Here is a 17,838-nt window from a genome sequence, read left to right on the forward strand (position 1 = left end):
ATATGGCGATAGTTTCAATATTTAACACGGGAGATTTAGTATGTTTGAGTTCCTGTTTGGAAACAAGAAAGCTAAAAAGACAAAAATCCTTATCGTTGACGACGAGCCGAATATCGTCCAGACGCTGAAGGACCGACTGGAAATGAATGAGTACGCTGTACTGACAGCCGAAAACGGCAAGGAAGGTCTGGACACAGCGACAGCGGAAAAGCCTGACATTATACTTCTTGACGTCATCATGCCCATAATGGACGGGCATGAGATGCTCGAAGCCCTTCGCAAACAGCCTGACTGCGAGGACATTTCTGTAATCATGCTCACCGCCCGCAGCCAGACGCAGGATATTGCCCGGGCCAATGCGTGCGGCATCGAGGACTATATAGTAAAACCGTTCGACCTGAGTGAACTGCTGGAAAAGATAGAGCGCCTCGTCGAACACAAAAAGGCCGTGCTCAAATAAGAGGGATTTGCGCTAAGGCAGATCGCCATACTGCCATGGCAGGATTACGGATCTTCCGGACAATCATATAGCCAACACAAGAAGCTGTTTCGCTTTTGCGGGACAGCTTCTATCTTAATCGCGTCCAGCTAACACTCTGGCCGTTTACCTTCACCAATTCCGCCCTCTCGATGAGCCATTCGCCGCCATTCTTTGCCAGTTCCAGTTCCATCTCTACACGGAACACTGGCGCAATATCCGCATAACCTGTCCCTTTGGCCGGCTTGCCGAATACCCCGAGCTCGACCGTCGCATGCCTGCCATCCAGTTCGATCACCTTTTTGCCAAAGTCGATATCTTCCACCGCCCGCCGATCCAGGACACTCCGGCACCGGGCCATAAACTCGGCTTTGGAACCATGCACCGCATCTGAATAGTCTCTCGCCAGCAGGTCCGCAATGTCACCCGGCCTGCTCTCGATCACAGCGGTCCGACCAGCCTCTAACTGCTTGTTTATGGCCTCCATATCACTGTCCAGCAGATAATCCACACCGATGCCTGCAGCGACGATCGCGAGGACAACAACATAATGCCACCACCGCTTTTCCATGCCACCGAAAACGGATCGTGAGACAATGATCACCCAAACCGCAAACGCGATACCAACTGCCAGCCAAGGTGTCTCCACTGGATTCAGCATCATTCAATCTCCTTGTGTGTCTCAATCTCTTTCAGATCAGCATTTCGCACCTCGTCGGTCATGTTGAAATGCAGTGCCGTTACTGTAATGTATCCCTTGCTCAACGAAGTTACATCCGTCACAAGATCCTCTTTCCTTGCAGGTCCGCCGGTTATGCGGTATTTTACTCGGCCCCTGGAATCTTGTTCTGCTGCATAGGTTTCTTCATATCCGCTCGTAGAATGAGGGACGACAACCAGCCCCTTCGGCTGCCCCTTCGAGAGCCTTGGTATGTTTACGTTCATAACATCGCCCGGGCGTAAAGGCAGGAGCTTTTTGACAACAGAGGCACAGTATTCGGATATTTTGTCCATATCCATATCTTCCTCATATGCGGCACTGAGTGCGATTGCCGGGGCACCGAAGAAGGCCCCTTCCATAGCAGCAGCGACCGTACCGCTGTAATGCACGTGTATACCCACGTTCGCACCGTAATTGATCCCTGAAACAACGAGGTCCACCTTATCTTTGATGATCTCGGTCATACCCAGTTTCACGCAATCGGCAGGCGAGCCTTCGATGCTGTATCCGCTGAACTTGCCGGTGAGCTCGACCTTGTCACATGTCAGGGGGATCAGACTGATGCTGTGACTTGCTCCGCTCATCACCTCGGCAGGTGCAACGACTGTTACTTCAGCAATTTCACACAAACGCTTGTATATCGCAAACAAACCAGGGGAAAATATCCCATCATCATTAGTCAGCAGAATATGCATTTTCTTCTTTTTCCTCAAAGCTGTCATATAAGAACCACTCCAGAAGCAAAACAGAACTCTGTTATTCAGCCCAGTCGCCAATATCCTACCATATCAGGCTGGAATCACAAGTCCCGGCTTTGAGCCGAATGCGAATTTGCTTTGCCCGTAACAATCACTTCTGCTAAAATATTCATCCTATTTAGACGCGTAGCGGAAAGGAACTCACATTGTATCAGGCGAGCAGTATAATATTATTTGTATTCAATCTACTTCTGATCTCGGCCGGTCCGATCCGGGGCGAACAACTGATTGTCAGAGAGACCATACCGCCGGTTGTAACCAGCCAGCGGGTCCAGAGTACTCCAGCTGCGACGATGAAGTGTCCGAACGGACGCACCGTGGAAGCCCACATATTCTTCTGCGACACCTCGGATGCACCGGGCGATCCCAATCTGGCAACACGCCAGTACTTCGAAAATACAACCCGCAACTACATCTTCGGCACTGGCGAGAACGGCATACAGAGCTGGTTCGATTATTATTCGCACGGTAAGATACGGTTTCGCTATGTCGTACATCCTGACTGGCTGCGACTGCCCAAAACACAGGAATACTACCTGAAGCCGCTACCGGGCAAACCAAAAAGCTGGAACTGGCCGGAATGGATCGCAGATGTTACGGACACACTGCTGGCCGCAGGTTATGAGCACACCGACACACGACTGCCGATAATCATTAATCCTCCAAACTCCAGCAAAGTATTTATGGGCGGCGGTGCTATACATGCCCTCAAGGTCAATGCCCCTAATGCCAGGTTTCTGCATCTCGGCGGCGGCATTTATCTCGATGATTCAGATCGTTACGCTTATCTGCGAAATGAAGGCGTTGTCATACATGAGATAGGACACTTCCTGGGGCTACCGGACCTCTATAACGGCACACGAGGTTTCAACTCATGGGACATGATGGGCGGTGCATATGACGCGGCCGGCTTTTGCGGATGGCACCTTCATTGCCTTGACTGGCTCGATAAAAGCCGCAAACGGTACGTCGTATCGACCGGGTCGAAACCGCAGACAATGACACTCACGGCCCTGTCAAAGGGTGAGGGCGTGTTTATGATGGTGATCCCCGATAATCCAGCAAAACCTGAACAGCTTCGCTCGCCCTGGATCATCGAACTCAATCAGCCTGTTCTCGAACGCGAAAAGAATAATGGCGGCCCTGACAAACACATCCTACTCCCCGAAGCAACGGGCGTGCTCGTCTACCGCCTCGAACCCGACAAGAATCCGGTTCTGCAGTCCTACTTCCGCGAAATACCCCAGGACAAAACAAAACGCAAGCCAAGGCCGGACTACCTTAACAAGACTCTCTATGGGCCTGGTGATATCTTCAAAAATCCTGAGGCCCCTTTCAAAATGCGGGTACTGAGCATCAAAGACAAGACCGCCAATATAAGACTTATCATTCCTAAACCCTGACGACAGCTTCAAAGGCACTACCTATATTCAGCCTAACTGCCCTGATTGATCACGCATACTCAGAACGTTATCAATGGTTTTATAATGCCATCCTCTTTTGTTTTCATCATTTCGAATGCTTTTTCAATTTCATCAAAACCGAATCGGTGGGTTGTCATAAGGGTTGGATCGACCCTGCCGTTCTGGATAAGACGCATCAATCGAGCCATGCGCTCCTTACCGCCGGGGCATAGCCCGGTCCGTATGGTTTTGTCGCTCATTCCGACACCCCAGGCCATACGGGGCAACTCAATATAATCGCCCTCGCCGTGATAGCCGATGTTGCTGATCGTACCGCCTGGTCGGGTCACTTTAACGCACCCTTCGAAGCTTACCTGCGCACCAAGAGCCTCTATCGCCGAATCTACTCCAGCCCCGTCTGTCAGTTCCATGATCTTTTCAACCGGATCCTCTCTTGTGTAGTCTACTACGACATCGGCACCGTACTTTTTGGCAAGTTCCTGCCGTTCAGGGATCGATTCTACTGCGATAACATATCCTGCCCCCTGCAGCCGGGCGCCCGCTGTTGCCATCAGTCCAACCGGACCCTGGGCGAATACGGCAACCGTTCCGCCTATCGGTATGTTTGCGTGCTCGGCGCCCATGAAGCCGGTAGAGAGCATATCACAGCAGTAAGCTGCCTGTTCATCAGTCAGTTCGTCCGGTATCAGCGCCAGGTTGGCCTGTGCATCATTCACGAGGAAATACTCAGCCATGTTTCCATCTTTCATGTTCGCAAATTTCCAGCCGCCCAGCATTGTCGTACACTGTGACGTGTATCCGCGCAAACAATTATCACATCGGTAGTCGGGCGTGATCGCATTTACAGCGACCCGCTGACCTTGACTGAAGCCTTCAACGGCATCACCCAGCTTCTCGATCACGCCAACTGCTTCATGGCCGAGCGTTCGGTTGGTCTTTTCACCGATCGCGCCGCTGACCGTATGAACATCCGAAGTGCATACAAGCGCCGCAGTCGTCTTTATCAGCGCATCGTTAGGCCCCGGCTCGGGTATGTCCTTGTCAACAACGCCGACGCTTCCTATTTTCTTCATTACAAAAGCTTTCATGCTTTCCGCTGTCATGCTGAAATCCTTTCTGCTCTAGTCAGCTAAAAATCTAACCATTGTATCTCACTTACAAAACATTGCTTCTTCACTCGATCACGACAAGCTCTCCATCCATCTGCATGTGCCCCCTGCCGCAATAGACCGAACACTGAAACGGGTATGTTCCAGCTTCTTTCGCTGTAAGGGTCACTTCTACCGGCTTCTCAGGTTCGAGCTTTACGTCAATCCCGAACTCATTCAGTGCGAAGCCGTGCGTCACATCAACACTTGTAATCTTCAGCTTTACGTTCTCGCCCTTCTTCACTACGATGCGGCCCGGTTCAAATCTAAACTGCTTTGCTGTGACCTCAACAACCCGGACGCCGTCCTGAACCGTGCCTGATAGCTCCATACTCCCATTTTCCGCGGCTCCGTTTACGGCTACGCTGCCCCTACCCTGAGGCCCTGCCTGCTCAGCTTCGCTGCCATGCTCATGCCCGGCATGCTCTCCCTGGTCAACTACATCCTGACCACTGTAGCGAACAACCGCAAACAGCACGATGACCATCAGTATGAATCCAACAACTGACCATGCCAGTTTGCCAACATTCTCCTGTCGCATATCTAATGCCTTTCTACCGCGATGCATGAAGCGGCGGTAAGAATTTCTTCACAAAGATACTATATTGTGAACCGTTCATAGTGTATTCGTTTGTCATCCACTCGGAGCTTTCTCAGGGCAGCTATCACCTTATCCATCATTACCGGCGGCCCGCACAGAAATACATCTGCGCTTCTCAGCATGTCCTTAGAATATTTGTCGATGACCTCGGCAGTCACGTAGCCGCTCTCACCGTTCCAGTCTTCACCCGGCCGGCTCAACACATACGTAACTTCAAAATTTGCTCCCAAGCTTTCGAGCTCATCGCGAAAAACGATGTCTTGTTCGGTTTTGACTCCCCAGATCAGCTTGACCGGCCGCTGATCACCGCTGTCCCGCAGATGACGGATCATGCTCATTATGGGCGTGATGCCTATACCGCCGGCAATGAAGAGGATCTCTTTGACATCGTGGTATGCAATGCTGAAGCGTCCGTAAGGCGCCTCGATGTTTGCCTGATCGCCCGCCTTTGTCTGTCCTATGGTGTTGGTGAAATTGCCGGATTCTTTTATCGTGGCCTGCAGCAGGTCGTCATCTTCAGGGCCTGCCGCTATTGTAAACGGGTGCTGTTCCGATTTGCGTCCGGGACGTTTGAATTTGACGAACATGAACTGCCCGGGATTGCGCCAGATCGTTCCGTCATCTTTGGGCTTGAACGTCAACGTCCAGGTGTCATGCGTGGTCTGTTTGACTTCAGTGATGTCGAACCGCCGTCTGCCCCAACGGGGTACGTAGATGTTTCTGTAAAGGTAAACTGCTGCGGTGACGCTAAACAGACCGATCCAGTACCAGCGAACCGCAGGGATCCGCAGGTCAGGGCCTATGAAAAGGCCATGCAGGAACCCAAGCAGCACGATCAGTATCATGCCTTTGTGGATGACACGCCAGATGTTATAATCTACGCCCAACTTCAGAAACGTCAGCGAGAATGGGACTCCCACAATTGCAATCGCCAGTGCCGCCTTGCCCAGATTAACCTGCCAGCCGGTATCCAGTCCAAATAGTCCCCAGCTCTGAAAACCCAGTGCAAGCAAAACCGGATGCGCCAGAAGCAAACACGCCGCAAAAGCTCCCATCGCCTTGTGAAAATTCATTACGCAATCCAACCCGAAAGGTCTGTCAACGCCGTGAAACCGTCCCGCAAGCAGAACCTGGAGGCAGATCAGTGAAAAACCTGTAAGAGCCGCCGCGAATCCAATTTCTACAAGCACGGGCTCATCTCCGCCGGGCTGAAAGAAAACCGACAGTACCGCCGGACCCGCCGCGACCAGCATGTAAACTGTAACCAGAACCACTGCCCAAAAACGCGAGTCCAACCAGCCCAGCCTATATCTGTAGTCCGTCGTTTGCATATTGATCTCCAAAAAAACAACACTTCCCCCAACCTATCGATTTAACCTAAAGGCAAGCCGCACCACCCGCAATAAGCACCTCACCCATTTCCACCAAGCAAATCCCCTAAAAAGCTGTGGGCTATTGCGTTGTCAGTTGCAAATGGACAGTAGCTCCGTACAGTGATAGTCGAGTTTTAGAAACAGCGATGAATGCCGTCACCATTGCTCATTCGCTGCCTCTCCTACTTCCTGTGTCCAGCTCCGGCCGTTTTTTTCGAACTCCGCTTTGTTTGTACTGATGCTTTTTACGGTTACTCCGCGGAGCTCGTCACCTTCTCGAACCAGCTCGTCGCCGATCATCATCACGCATTCACCGTATTCATTGTAGGCGATAGCATTGATAACGCTCGGTCTTTGTTCTCCGGGTTCGGCCTCGATCTGGCGTATAATACCTTGGACCTGCTCCTTCATTCGCTTTTCCCAGGCGTCCACCCTGCTGACAGCTTCAACCATCTTTCCCTCAAGCTGATTTGCCTGCTCGATCTTGTCAGCAACCCTGGCCACCAGCTTAACAGCGAACGGGTCAACGACATCGTCACCGCTGACATATTTCTCTATCACCGGCACCAGCAGATGTCCCGCTGTGAGCCGTTCGTCCAGCAGGCCGGTGGCTGAGGCGAAATACCTGTCAGCACGCATTGCCCTGTCAACGTCAGACACGTCAGCGACATTGCGCACCATCAGGCCGAGCAGATCACGATCGTTCATCGAGAGCCCTTCCAGCCGATCTTCAAATCGTTCAAGAAAAACACCAAGCTCGCGGCGGGCCGATGCCGCTGCACGGTCATATTTCACTCGTAGAGACTCTCGCCTGGATTTAGCGAGTCGCTCAATATCAACAAGGCGGTCCTCCTGCAGCGCAACACGTTCATCGACGCTCAGTTCAAATACACCGTTCTCTAAATCGCTGCCATTTTCAGCCAGACAAACACCAGTCATACAAACAGCACACAACACAATACAGACCCCGCGGATAGACATGGTTACCCCCTTTTTGCAAATTAAAAAACCGCATTTTTACCCACTATGATAACATGACATCACCACTTAACCATCAGGCCTGATTTTGATATTCGGATAAGACAATGCCCTACGGCGGGGAAGTAGAACACTCAAGAATAAGTCTTTTCCATTGACAAGTCAGGCTCATTACGAAAGAATCAAGGACAGCAAATGGTCCTTAAGACGAGGTAAGACATGAAAGTACTGGGAATCAACGGGAGCCCGCGAAAAGGCGGAAATACAGAAATAATGATGCGCAAGGTTTTTGAACCTTTGGAAAAGGCCGGCATTGATACTGAGCTGGTACAGATAGGCGGCAAGCCTATGCGCGGATGCACTGCATGCGGCAAGTGCCGGGAAATGCAGAATGGGACGTGTGTGATCACGAACGATGCCTTGAACGACATACTGGCCAAGATGCGCGAAGCAGATGGTATAGTGCTAGGAAGCCCTACTTACTTTGCAGATGTGACGGCCGAGATGAAGGCATTGATCGATCGTGCGGGGTATGTTTCGAAAAACAACGGCGGACAGCTTCAGCGGAAGGTCGGCGTTGCGGTTGCAGCAGTACGTAGGGGTGGTTCGATACATGCATTTGACAGCATGAACCACTTTTTCCAGATCAGCGGCATGTTCATCGTCGGGTCGACTTACTGGAACATGTGTTACGGCCGGGAGGTCGGTGAGGTCGAGAATGACGAAGAAGGCATAGCGAATATGGCTGATATTGGCGAATCGATGGCTTTTCTTTTGGAAAAACTGGCGAAATAGAGTACTGCATCAGGGCTGTTTGTAGAAAAACGCAAGGACAGTCTGGTCATCTTTGAGATGTGTGTCTTTTGCAAATAATTCGGCGTCTGCTGTTATCTTATCTGTCAATTCGGAGAGGATTGCGAATTTATTGTTTGTGAGCAAATTCTCGAGCCTTTCCTTGCTGTAGAAATTGCCTTCGGCATCCTGGTTCTCAATAATTCCATCTGAGACGATAAGGAAACGATCTCCGTCGGCTAGATTGGTCGATGTTTTAGACACGTCCAGGTTATCCTGTATGCCCAGTATCATGGAAGATTCACCGTCAAGCTGACGAAGAGAACCGTCGCCGCCGCTAATTATCCAGGGTACCGGATTGTGTCCGCAATTAATGTACTCAAAACAACCTGTCCTGCAATCCAGTATCGCCATAAATACCGCCGCAAAATCTCCAAGGGGTGTTGTCCGGCTTATGCTGCGATTAAGCCTGGCTGCAAGGCCCTCCAGGCTGGTAGGGTTTTCGGCCCAAGCTTCGAAAGTTGTTTTGAGAACGGCCGTGATCAGCGCGGCAGCCATGCCGTGCCCGCAAACGTCGGCAAAGAGAATCATAACTCTATCGTCGTCAATTGGCTGAAGGTCGAAGTAATCGCCGCCAACTTCTTCAGCAGGTTTGTAGCTGCTTCGCCACTTCACCGAACCTGGAGCTGAAATTTTATCTGAATCAGGCAGAAAACACTTTTGTACATTGCTGGCGCGTTTAATGTCAGCCTGAATGCGCGATGCGTAAAATTTGAGCTTTTCATAGGCTCTGGTAAGCTGCCAGGCCTTTTCCTCGTTGTCATACTCAACACTTCCAACAACCATTAAGAATATGAATATGATCCCGTAAAGCTCCACGGCTGCCGCAGTCAAGAGCCAGAAGATGAGCCATTCGCTGTGCAGAGCAGAAATCAATATGGATGGCACCAGAACCAGCGCGACCGCGATCAGACCATATCGAGGAGCCATCTGAAAAAGGCTTCGATGATCGCGGAACTTATTATTTCGTTTTTCCAGCCAGTGCACAAGGTGGCTGTATTTTAGAGTACAGTAGCTGTACTCTACTAAAAGATCATTTTTTTGTAGTGTAATATCTGCACAAGCATGATGGATGGGGTTGCCTTCGAGAAAAGCGACCGACGTAGGATTATTCTGGTGTTTGTTGCGGTCGGTGAGAGCCCTCTGATTTGACTTCAAGAAAACGAAAACATCCTGAACCTGGTTCATTTCCAGGCGGGGATCAAGCCTCAGATTGCGGATTCCCAGCGATAAAAGAAACTGCCAGAGATATTTATATCGCTGCAACTGCTCACTGTTTTGAGGCCCATCGATCCATAATCTTTCAACCGAAGCGTCGTCAGCCAGGGCTATCCATATTTTGTCCTGATTTTTACTTCGTGCCAATGCTCCAGCATCAAACTCGACCCAACGTGAAAACTCGACGATCTGATCCCAAAGTTTTGTACCCTTCAATCTCAGGCAGCTAAACTTGTTACGAACCAAGTCGCGAAAATGGAGTGAAACAGCAGAATCGGGCGGTTTGTGATTTTCAGGTGCCATGTATGTGATCAATCGGGAAAACAATTGGAGGCGGGGGGATTCGAACCCCCGTCCCGTGATATTTCAGGTCAGGCTTCTACATGCTTAGTCGTTTGTTTGAGATTCGCTCATGCAACCGCCAAACGACAGGCTGCCGCACTCGCTATTCCGCAATTAGTTTCGCCTTTGCGTCGCGGACAACCGCAGAGACTATCCCGCTAATTGACGTTCTTTACAAACCCGCGGGCGAGGTCAGCAAGAACGGGTTGCCATTTTAGGCAGCCATACGCAACTGTGAGTTGCCAATTAAATTAAGGTGCCAGATGATTAACCAGGCCAACTGGCGTCCTGGACATGCAACCTGGCCATCTACCTATCCGGTCGATACCAGTCGCCCCCGATTTTTAAAGAGCAAAACGTAGTATATCCTACACAAACTATACTGTCAAGCTGTACATTTGTTCATTTTCATGCTCAAGATGCGGTCCTCAATATTTAACTCGTCTTCTGCGACTCGCTAGTACTGCTGATCTAGCATTTATCTTAGTCCTGAATTGCTGCTGATCCCATTCAATACCATCCCCAACATAGCTTTGGAAGAATATCTCCCGCAAATGATCGTCAAAATATTCGCTTCGCATGCTGAAATCGAATGCCCCCAGATTTCTTGCAAATTCAAGCTGCCTGTTGAGCTTTGCGCCAACCTTCATTCGATGCAGGTCTATGACAGACAGTTTCTGATTACCTGCAGAGTCAGTGTCAACGAATATGTGCCAAACGTAAAGGTCGGGCATGCTGATGCCGGCATCATGTATCCGCCTTGCCAGCCGCCCTATATGTGTGATCAGCATTTCTTTTTCGTTTTGCTGGAGCTGTTCCCACCTTTGATTGCAGATATCGGCAAGGCACTGGCCAGCGAGCTTTTCGGTGATGAAGAAGGATGATTCTTCAAATGGACCTTTCATATCCGAACCGTAACACACAGGAATATAGGTTCCGATACCATTGTCCAGCAAAGTTCTTGCGCTCAGCCATTCGAGCCTTCCCTGCGAACATATGGTGCGAAAATTTCTGAAGGCAAACCATGTATCTTTGAAATGAGGCTTTTTGAAGCGTTTGATGAAAAATTCCCGGCGGTTTTCACCTCGTCCCAAGGTAAAATAAGCCACCATGCGCTTTGTGTTCTGGTTGACAACCTGCTCCTGGTCAAACTCAAAGAAATCCTCATACTCAACTACGCCCTGCTGGGAAAAGAACTCCCTCCACTTCCCCGCAAACTGAATATTACGCATATAAATCCCTGCAAAATAACAGAAAAATAGCCATCAGCGACAGATTAACGCCGCTTAACTGCTCTGAACATGTATGTGAGCATTATAAGGCTATTCGCATAAAATTCATGCACAAACATTAACGTTTTACTAACAATAAGAGAGGGTGTATTTTGACCACAATTCACAAGTAACGGCGACAATCCGGCACGCTCAGATATAGCTCATTAGCTACCGAATGAGCTTGCTTAGCACTTTTAGTGCCATTTTCGCCTTGGTTCCGGTCACCGCAGCAGATTTTTCAAATATAAGGCTGAACATGTGAGTAACTTCGGCATCACTCATTTCACCCAGCCAGAGCGTGTCGCCAACGTTTTCGTCCTCCACAAATTCGTAATCTACACCCCTCATTATTGCTGCGGGGACCCAGGCGTCGCTTTGTCCGAAAAGCAATCCACATGCTCCAGATACCTGGTGTACTGTAAGATCAAGACCGCCGAACTTTGGACGCCCGTACCGGTCTATAGCTCCGAGGTCCTTTGTTCTCGGCCTGATTCCCCAGGATCCTACAGCGGCTTCAAATGTTCCGATCGGTACGATTTCGGTATCGGCAATTATCACTGCGACATTCTTGCCGGTAATGTCCCGCAGTCTTTCGCCGATCTTTCGGGCCTCAGCGTCGGGATCTTCGGGCAAAACTCCTATCAGACCTGGCGGGAAGTTAGACCGGTCCAATCCGCCGTCATGTGTGTAAAAACGCCAGCTTTTACAATCCTTGGTGACGCAGATGACCTTCTCGCGGTCGCAAACTTCCTGGACCTTTTCATCGTTTTTGCCGCTTGACTGCAATATTTTCTTTAGAGCACCGTCAACTGGTATGAGAGCTACAATTTTGAGTCCGCGCTGCCACATCAGTTCAATCAAGCGGGCATCTTTGCCTATTTTTTCAGCCAGCCTGACCGCTTGGGGACGCGGCTCGATGTTTTCCATCTTAAATACAAGACCACACGCTTTGGTCACGATCTTGCTGGTCAATACCACAACATCTTTTTCTCTCAGACCTGCGACTTCCTGCTCGGCCGCATCTGAGACGATTTCGGCAAGATCATCACCTTGTTCAATGTCCCCTATTGTTTCCAATCCCAATACTTCGATCTTTCTCAAAGCAACCCCCAGAACTGAACTATAATTCGGCTCTTACGAATGTCTTATCCTTATTCAGATTAACGCGTATGCGCAAACTGTCCAGATTGAATCTTTTAGCACATATGAATAATTCAGTATGATTAACAATGAAAAAGGCCGGTCATTATGCACTGACCGGCCTTTGAGTCAATTAAAATGGGACAGCTAGTCAGTAGGCACCAATTTGACCCATTCCAGATTCATTAGAGCATTGCCGCTGCCGAACTTTTGAGGTTTTACATCTAAATTATACTGGCCGGGCTCCAGTTCGACCTGACCTGGTGAGACTGTTTCATAATCAGTCCAGCCTTCGGTTTTGCTGACATCTCCGGTGAGCTGCTTGCCGTCAAGGGCTACCTGATACGTGCCGCCTTCGTAGCCGGCTTCGCAGGATATACTAAGCTGAACCTTGTAGGTTTCGGCTTTATCGACTTTGAATTTCCATGAAACAGTGTCATTTTCACCTGTCCAGTAGCCGATGTTGGCATTCTCGCCCTTCTGCTCAAGACGTACATTTGCTCCTTTTATGTCGGCGTCTTCGGCCTTGAGAGTAACTGTGCCTGCGTCATCAGGTCTGGCCATCCAGGGCAGAACCTCGGGTTCGCCCTCGATCTCGAGCACAACAACGGTTGCGACGCTGTCCATCTTGGGCGGCACATCAATGACGACATCGTCGCCTTTGCGGGTTGTACTTAGCTTGTTGCCTTCCATGCCGCCAAGGATGTATGCGGAAGCGACTTTGTTCTTGAGACCCGGAACGACAAGCTTATTATCTGCAGGCCAGTCGTATACGTGGAGGTAGAGTTTGCCGGGCTTGGCAGTACAACGCCCCCACGGTGTCTTCGTGAACGGGCTCGCAGTGCTGCCGTAGATGCTTTCGCCGTAGGTTTCGATCCAATCGCCTATCTGGTCCAGACGCTGTACGCATGGCGGCGGGAAAGTGCCTTCGGGAGTGGGGCCTACATTGAGAAGACAGTTGCCGCCCTTGCTGGTGGTGTCGATCAGGTCCCGGATGAAAGAATCTCCGCTACGGAGCCATTTCTGATAATTCTTGTGGTAGCCCCAGTGATGGAACATTGTCAGGCAGGATTCCCAGTCTACACCTTCGAGCCCAGTTGCGGGGATCTGCTGTTCGGGGGTGCCGAAATCGCCCGCGTAGCCTTCTCCTTTGTTCATGCCCTGCATTCCCTGACGACCTTTGCCGACACGGTTGTTTATAATAATATCGGGCTTGAGCGAGCGGATATAGTTGTAAAGCTCCTTGCCCTGCGGCTCGGTCCATTCTTTGATCCATTCGCCGTCAAACCAGAGGACTGCGGGATCATAGCGTTCGACGAGCTCCTTTAGCTGGGGCTTCATGTATTCGTCACGGTATTTTGGGAAGCTGTCGCCGGATGCATCGGGATGGTGCCAGTCCATGATCGAATAGTAGAAGCAGAGTTTGACACCGTGTTCGTTGCAGGCGTCTTCGAGTTCCTGGAGGATATCACGATCGTACGGGGTGGCATCAATTACGTCATACTCGGTCACGTCAGAGTCCCACAAACAGAATCCATCGTGGTGTTTTGAAGTTATCACGATGTATTTCATGCCCGCGTCTTTTGCTATCCGGACCCATTCATCCGCATCGAAATCTGTAGGGTTAAACTGGTCCGCAAATTTTTCGTATTCGTCTTTTGGGATCTGAAGGCTGGCCATGATCCATTCCGCCCCGCCGGAAAGCGATCGGCCCTTGTGGATACCTCCGGGGACGGCATAAATACCCCAGTGAATGAACATACCAAAACGGGCGTCTCGCCACCACTGCATGCGAGCATCCGTCTCAGCTTCGCTTTCGTTGAGGTAATTCTTTTCGGCAGCGTTTGTTGGAGGAACGACAGTCATGAGCAAGCAAACTGCAATCAGACACCAGACCAAAGATTTCTTTTCGCGTTTGTTCATTATAGTCCCCTTCGAAAGAAAATATAGGTTGAAAGCCTCTCAGGCTATCACTTTAGTATATGCAGAGAGGTGGATTGTCAAGCGAAACTGAAAGGCCGGGTTGTAAAATGAGCCATTGCTGTTATAATTACCACTCAATCGAACTTTTGCTAACCATATAGAGAACAGGGAAGTACAGATATGAAACCTAAACTGGTAGTTACAGGTGCGGCAGGACGCATGGGCAAGAGAGTGCTGAATGCCGCTGTGGAATCAGGTGAATTCGAGATAGCCGCTGCAACAGAAGCAGATGGAAATCCTACGCTGGGTAAGGATGCGGGGCTCACAGCCGGCATCGGCGAGCTTGGTGTGCCTATTACGACTGAAGGTCCTGCGGATGCAGATGTTGTTATCGATTTTTCACTGCCGCAGGCGACGGACAAGGTAATCGATTATTGCGTGCAGAACAATGTTGCACTGATACTTGCGACTACGGGCCTTTCCGACGAGCAGCTCAAGAAGGTCGACGAGGTCTCGGCGAAGATACCGATCATTCAGCAAACCAACATGTCGGTCGGCATGAATACGCTGTTTGCAGTAGTCGGCAAGGTCGCGAATATGCTCGGCGAGGAGTATGACATCGAGATCACAGAAGCGCATCACCGGTTCAAGAGGGATGCGCCGAGCGGGTCGGCGATGACGCTGGCGGAGAATGTGGCAAAGGAAACCGGACGCGATTTCCCGGACTGCCTGGTACACGGCAGGTACGGCAAAGAGGCCGTGCGTGAGAAAGGAACGATCGGCATGCACGCAATCCGCGGCGGCGATATTACCGGCGAGCATTCAGTCATCTATAGTTCGCTGGGAGAGACGATCACGATATCACACAGTGCGCATAATCGAGACAATTTCGCGAGAGGTTCCGTGCGAGCCGCGAAATGGCTGGCAGGCAAACCGGCTGGCCGGTATTCAATGGCGGATGCACTGGGGATCAAGTAGACACTGATTTGAACGAACAATAACAAAAGCCGCTGACCCTTTCACAAGTCAGCGGCTTTTTTGCATTGAGAATGAGCAAGCTTACTGCATGTTCCTTTTGATCGTGATATCGCCTGTGGAATCGGTACCGCCGTCGCTCCGTACTTCTGCTTTGATGGTGTATTCGGCAGCCGGTTCGTAATCATCAATGGTGACGGTATAGATATTGTCCTTGTTGCTGCCGCCTGTCTGACCGGGATGTTCGTCACGGGCGATTTCCTTGCCGTCGACGAGCAGACTTACCCAGTTCAAATCCAGGCGATGTGCTCCGCCGGTGTATTGGAAAACTATGCTGTAGGTTCCGGTACCGTCAATAACGCCGGAAACATCCCATTGCAGCGTCTTCCAGTCCTGCGACATCTGCTCCGGAGTCCACTGGCCGACGAGATGTTCTTCTGGAGCAGTCGAGTATACGGCCGCTTTGTGCAGTGTTCCCTGGAAAGCGTTCGGATAGGTGTCACCTAGACGTGTTAGCGGCAGTACTGCCTGGGTGTTGAAACTTCCAATGAGGTTGCCGTCAGCATAGAGTTCTGTCTTTTTCAGGTTGGCGACAAAAGTAAGCTCGACCTTTTCGCCTAGCGGCAACTGGTAGTCCCAGATAAGAATATCGGGCTGAACCGTACCATCCGGTGTGCGGGCTGGTGCGTGACTTGCACGGACCAGAGCAACGCCCCGTTTTGTTTCAGTGACATTACCTTTTTTGTCGCGGACCTCGTGAGTGTAGTCCAGATAGAGAGTTGCCAGGTCGCTGCTTAGCAGTATCTCGTGGCCGTTTGGCCTGCGTTCCCATCGCCAGGTAATATCCTTTTCGCGAGTAACGGTGAATGTCGCGGTCCACGGATACTCGAGATTGCTCGCGGAACCTGGTACATCCAGCTCTTTAGATGTGTTCTCAATGAAGTGCATCGGCTGATCAAGCTTCCATACGAGTTCATCCTGATCGACTGCTGGGCGGGTAAGGTAGCTGGTGTTCGGGACTTCATGCAGGATGGGATTCGTCTTGCTGTGCGATGCATGGCTGCCGGGGATGAATTCAACTTGCGTTTGGCCTTGCGACATGATCGAAGCGGCTTTTTCACGGAACGCGTTGAAGTCAGGACTGCCCTTTGTGCCCCAGAGCTTTTCACCCATAACTACGATAGTCGGATAGCAAAGGCGGGCAATTTCGTTCGTCGTGTAGCCCATCGGACCGAAGTCGTTCCAGACGTGCAGCTTACCGCCGAGCAGTGCGGGATCGCCCTTTTCAAGCTGGCCTGCCGGATCGTTGGAGAATTTTGTCGGGTCCCAGTTATTGTAAAGGAAAGAATTGCTCACACCGTAATACGGGGCGCCGGGCACAATATAGGTCCAGATATGTGTTGAATTGATGACCTTGTAGCCAGCCTTGGCTTTGTTTGCTGCGTCGGCTGTGACCCACATATCTATAACTACGGATTTATCGGGTTCGGTGGTACCGGGCATGTGTTCGTAGCCGGACCAGATGCGGACGGTTTTGCCCTTGGCGGTAAGGTAATCGTTAAAATGATTGATATATTGCCGAAATTTTTCGCCGAGCATCTTTCGTTCTTCCGGATCACGGATTGCGCCGAGACTGTATTCGTCCGTACCGATATGGATGTGCGGACTGTCGAACAGCGGTACGATCTCATCGAAGACCTTTTCCATGAGGTCGTAAGTACCTTCTTTGGTGATATCGAGATACGGCGCGCCAAGACGCGGATGAGCCAGGTCCGGACGGATCCGCGTAAATGCCCTGCTGTGGCCCGGGGAGTCTATTTCGGGGGTGATCGTCACACCGCGGACAGCGGCAAAGTCCTGCAGCTCGCGGATCTGCTCCTGTGTGTAGTAACCATCGTCGGAGGCGAGCTCGGGGATTGTCTTCATCTCAACACGAAAACCGGGATAGTAAGGCCAGGTATTATCGTTGAGATGCAGGTGTATCTCATTCATTTTGAAGTAGCTTATGGTGCGGACCCAGTCAAGCAGTTCGTCGTACGGAATGAACTTGCGACCGACGTCGAGCAGGATCGATCGGACCTGGTAATCGGGCGAATCGGTGATCGTACCTTTAGGCAGGTCGTTACCCTGAGCGATCATCTGGCAAAGCGTGCGTGTACCCCAGTAAACGCCTTTGGCAGTAGCAGCCCGGATCGTGACGCCGTCGCCAATAACAAGGATGTAACCTTCTTCTGAAATCTCATTACCGGCAGTATCAAGAGTTAGAAGAATGTGCCCGTTCTTGCCGGAGAACCAGCCCGGTTTAAATTTGCTCTTTTTGCGGCCGGTGAGAAATGCAAGATCCTCTCGGAGGATATCAGCAACAGGTTCGAGCTGTTTCTTAAAATCGGAATCGATGGCTACCTTTGCATTGGATGCATCAAACGAGCCCTCGCCGCCCTGCCACTGTTCAGGTGCAGGAATAATCTGCGGTTCAGGGTTGGCTGCGTGAACCGTTGTAATCATAATGCATGTCAGTAAGACGATCCATGTCAATCTACTACTCATTTTCACACTCCACTTTAAGAAACTGTATAAATCAGTTTTACGAATCAAAGATTTTAGTCATTCCGAAACTATGTTCAAGAAATTTT

At 50.6% G+C, this 17,838-nt stretch carries 15 protein-coding genes and 1 other RNA gene; 4 read left to right on the forward strand and 12 right to left on the reverse strand.

Annotated elements, in window-relative coordinates:
- Positions 1–40 precede the first annotated feature (40 nt).
- Entirely contained in the window at positions 41–460 is a 420-nt protein-coding gene (locus STSP2_RS13180; protein ID WP_146663218.1) for a response regulator transcription factor, read from the forward strand.
- A 109-nt stretch (positions 461–569) separates the two neighbouring features.
- On the opposite strand, the gene STSP2_RS13185 is transcribed toward STSP2_RS13180, so the two are convergent.
- Together STSP2_RS13185 and surE are read right to left on the reverse strand one after the other, a co-directional pair.
- Entirely contained in the window at positions 570–1,142 is a 573-nt protein-coding gene (locus tag STSP2_RS13185; protein ID WP_146663219.1) for a hypothetical protein, read from the reverse strand.
- Positions 1,139–1,921, reverse strand: coding sequence for a 5'/3'-nucleotidase SurE (surE, locus tag STSP2_RS13190; protein WP_146663220.1), 783 nt, complete (start codon positions 1,919–1,921; stop codon positions 1,139–1,141). Before surE ends, STSP2_RS13185 begins: the two co-directional genes overlap by 4 nt.
- A gap of 182 nt (positions 1,922–2,103) precedes the next feature.
- Between surE and STSP2_RS13195 the strand changes: the two genes are divergently transcribed.
- The gene (locus STSP2_RS13195) at positions 2,104–3,360 is read left to right on the forward strand and encodes a metallopeptidase domain-containing protein (RefSeq protein WP_146663221.1); all 1,257 of its coding nucleotides are present in this window, start codon (positions 2,104–2,106) and stop codon (positions 3,358–3,360) included.
- Positions 3,361–3,419: 59 nt separating this feature from the next.
- Here STSP2_RS13195 and STSP2_RS13200 read toward each other — a convergent pair whose 3' ends face one another.
- The 4 genes from STSP2_RS13200 to STSP2_RS13215 all read right to left on the reverse strand — a co-directional run bounded on the left by STSP2_RS13200 (position 3,420) and on the right by STSP2_RS13215 (position 7,442).
- A complete protein-coding gene (locus STSP2_RS13200) occupies positions 3,420–4,469 on the reverse strand; it encodes an NAD(P)-dependent alcohol dehydrogenase (RefSeq protein WP_146664076.1) in 1,050 nt (349 codons plus the stop codon).
- Between the two features lie 85 nt (positions 4,470–4,554).
- A complete protein-coding gene (locus STSP2_RS13205; protein ID WP_169853212.1) occupies positions 4,555–5,070 on the reverse strand; it encodes a cupredoxin domain-containing protein in 516 nt (171 codons plus the stop codon).
- 59 nt (positions 5,071–5,129) lie between these two features.
- A complete protein-coding gene (locus tag STSP2_RS13210) occupies positions 5,130–6,461 on the reverse strand; it encodes a ferredoxin reductase family protein (RefSeq protein WP_146663223.1) in 1,332 nt (443 codons plus the stop codon).
- 198 nt (positions 6,462–6,659) lie between these two features.
- Positions 6,660–7,442 (reverse strand): hypothetical protein, encoded by a 783-nt coding sequence (locus STSP2_RS13215; protein WP_146663224.1) that lies wholly within the window; start codon positions 7,440–7,442, stop codon positions 6,660–6,662.
- Between the two features lie 258 nt (positions 7,443–7,700).
- Between STSP2_RS13215 and STSP2_RS13220 the strand changes: the two genes are divergently transcribed.
- Positions 7,701–8,276 (forward strand): flavodoxin family protein, encoded by a 576-nt coding sequence (locus STSP2_RS13220; RefSeq protein WP_146663225.1) that lies wholly within the window; start codon positions 7,701–7,703, stop codon positions 8,274–8,276.
- Between the two features lie 9 nt (positions 8,277–8,285).
- On the opposite strand, the gene STSP2_RS13225 is transcribed toward STSP2_RS13220, so the two are convergent.
- The 5 genes from STSP2_RS13225 to STSP2_RS13245 form a co-directional block, all read right to left on the reverse strand.
- Complete coding sequence (locus tag STSP2_RS13225) at positions 8,286–9,767, reverse strand: PP2C family protein-serine/threonine phosphatase (protein ID WP_169853214.1); 1,482 nt, start codon at positions 9,765–9,767, stop codon at positions 8,286–8,288.
- 109 nt (positions 9,768–9,876) lie between these two features.
- Positions 9,877–10,232, reverse strand: a transfer-messenger RNA (tmRNA) gene (gene ssrA / locus STSP2_RS13230).
- An 89-nt stretch (positions 10,233–10,321) separates the two neighbouring features.
- Positions 10,322–11,125 (reverse strand): lipopolysaccharide kinase InaA family protein, encoded by an 804-nt coding sequence (locus tag STSP2_RS13235; RefSeq protein ID WP_146663227.1) that lies wholly within the window; start codon positions 11,123–11,125, stop codon positions 10,322–10,324.
- A gap of 210 nt (positions 11,126–11,335) precedes the next feature.
- Positions 11,336–12,268, reverse strand: a complete 933-nt coding sequence (locus tag STSP2_RS13240) for a coenzyme F420-0:L-glutamate ligase (protein WP_169853215.1) — start codon at positions 12,266–12,268, stop codon at positions 11,336–11,338.
- A gap of 186 nt (positions 12,269–12,454) precedes the next feature.
- Positions 12,455–14,230, reverse strand: a complete 1,776-nt coding sequence (locus tag STSP2_RS13245; RefSeq protein WP_146663229.1) for an alpha-L-fucosidase — start codon at positions 14,228–14,230, stop codon at positions 12,455–12,457.
- 180 nt (positions 14,231–14,410) lie between these two features.
- Between STSP2_RS13245 and dapB the strand changes: the two genes are divergently transcribed.
- Complete coding sequence (gene dapB, locus STSP2_RS13250; protein ID WP_146663230.1) at positions 14,411–15,208, forward strand: 4-hydroxy-tetrahydrodipicolinate reductase; 798 nt, start codon at positions 14,411–14,413, stop codon at positions 15,206–15,208.
- Positions 15,209–15,289: 81 nt separating this feature from the next.
- Here dapB and STSP2_RS13255 read toward each other — a convergent pair whose 3' ends face one another.
- Positions 15,290–17,752, reverse strand: coding sequence for a family 20 glycosylhydrolase (locus STSP2_RS13255; protein WP_146663231.1), 2,463 nt, complete (start codon positions 17,750–17,752; stop codon positions 15,290–15,292).
- Positions 17,753–17,838 lie beyond the last annotated feature (86 nt).

The organism is Anaerohalosphaera lusitana (assembly GCF_002007645.1).
GTDB lineage: Bacteria > Planctomycetota > Phycisphaerae > Sedimentisphaerales > Anaerohalosphaeraceae > Anaerohalosphaera > Anaerohalosphaera lusitana.

What these genes read in the sequence shown, in the direction of transcription:
- STSP2_RS13235 (WP_146663227.1), bottom strand. Translation starts at nt 11,125, where the DNA reads ATGCGTAATATTCAGTTTGCGGGGAAGTGGAGGGAGTTCTTTTCCCAG.
- STSP2_RS13200 (WP_146664076.1), bottom strand. Translation starts at nt 4,469, where the DNA reads ATGAAAGCTTTTGTAATGAAGAAAATAGGAAGCGTCGGCGTTGTTGAC.
- STSP2_RS13180 (WP_146663218.1), top strand. Translation starts at nt 41, where the DNA reads ATGTTTGAGTTCCTGTTTGGAAACAAGAAAGCTAAAAAGACAAAAATC.
- STSP2_RS13245 (WP_146663229.1), bottom strand. Translation starts at nt 14,230, where the DNA reads ATGAACAAACGCGAAAAGAAATCTTTGGTCTGGTGTCTGATTGCAGTT.
- STSP2_RS13255 (WP_146663231.1), bottom strand. Translation starts at nt 17,752, where the DNA reads ATGAGTAGTAGATTGACATGGATCGTCTTACTGACATGCATTATGATT.
- STSP2_RS13215 (WP_146663224.1), bottom strand. Translation starts at nt 7,442, where the DNA reads ATGACTGGTGTTTGTCTGGCTGAAAATGGCAGCGATTTAGAGAACGGT.
- STSP2_RS13185 (WP_146663219.1), bottom strand. Translation starts at nt 1,142, where the DNA reads ATGATGCTGAATCCAGTGGAGACACCTTGGCTGGCAGTTGGTATCGCG.
- dapB (WP_146663230.1), top strand. Translation starts at nt 14,411, where the DNA reads ATGAAACCTAAACTGGTAGTTACAGGTGCGGCAGGACGCATGGGCAAG.
- STSP2_RS13220 (WP_146663225.1), top strand. Translation starts at nt 7,701, where the DNA reads ATGAAAGTACTGGGAATCAACGGGAGCCCGCGAAAAGGCGGAAATACA.
- STSP2_RS13205 (WP_169853212.1), bottom strand. Translation starts at nt 5,070, where the DNA reads ATGCGACAGGAGAATGTTGGCAAACTGGCATGGTCAGTTGTTGGATTC.
- surE (WP_146663220.1), bottom strand. Translation starts at nt 1,921, where the DNA reads ATGACAGCTTTGAGGAAAAAGAAGAAAATGCATATTCTGCTGACTAAT.
- STSP2_RS13210 (WP_146663223.1), bottom strand. Translation starts at nt 6,461, where the DNA reads ATGCAAACGACGGACTACAGATATAGGCTGGGCTGGTTGGACTCGCGT.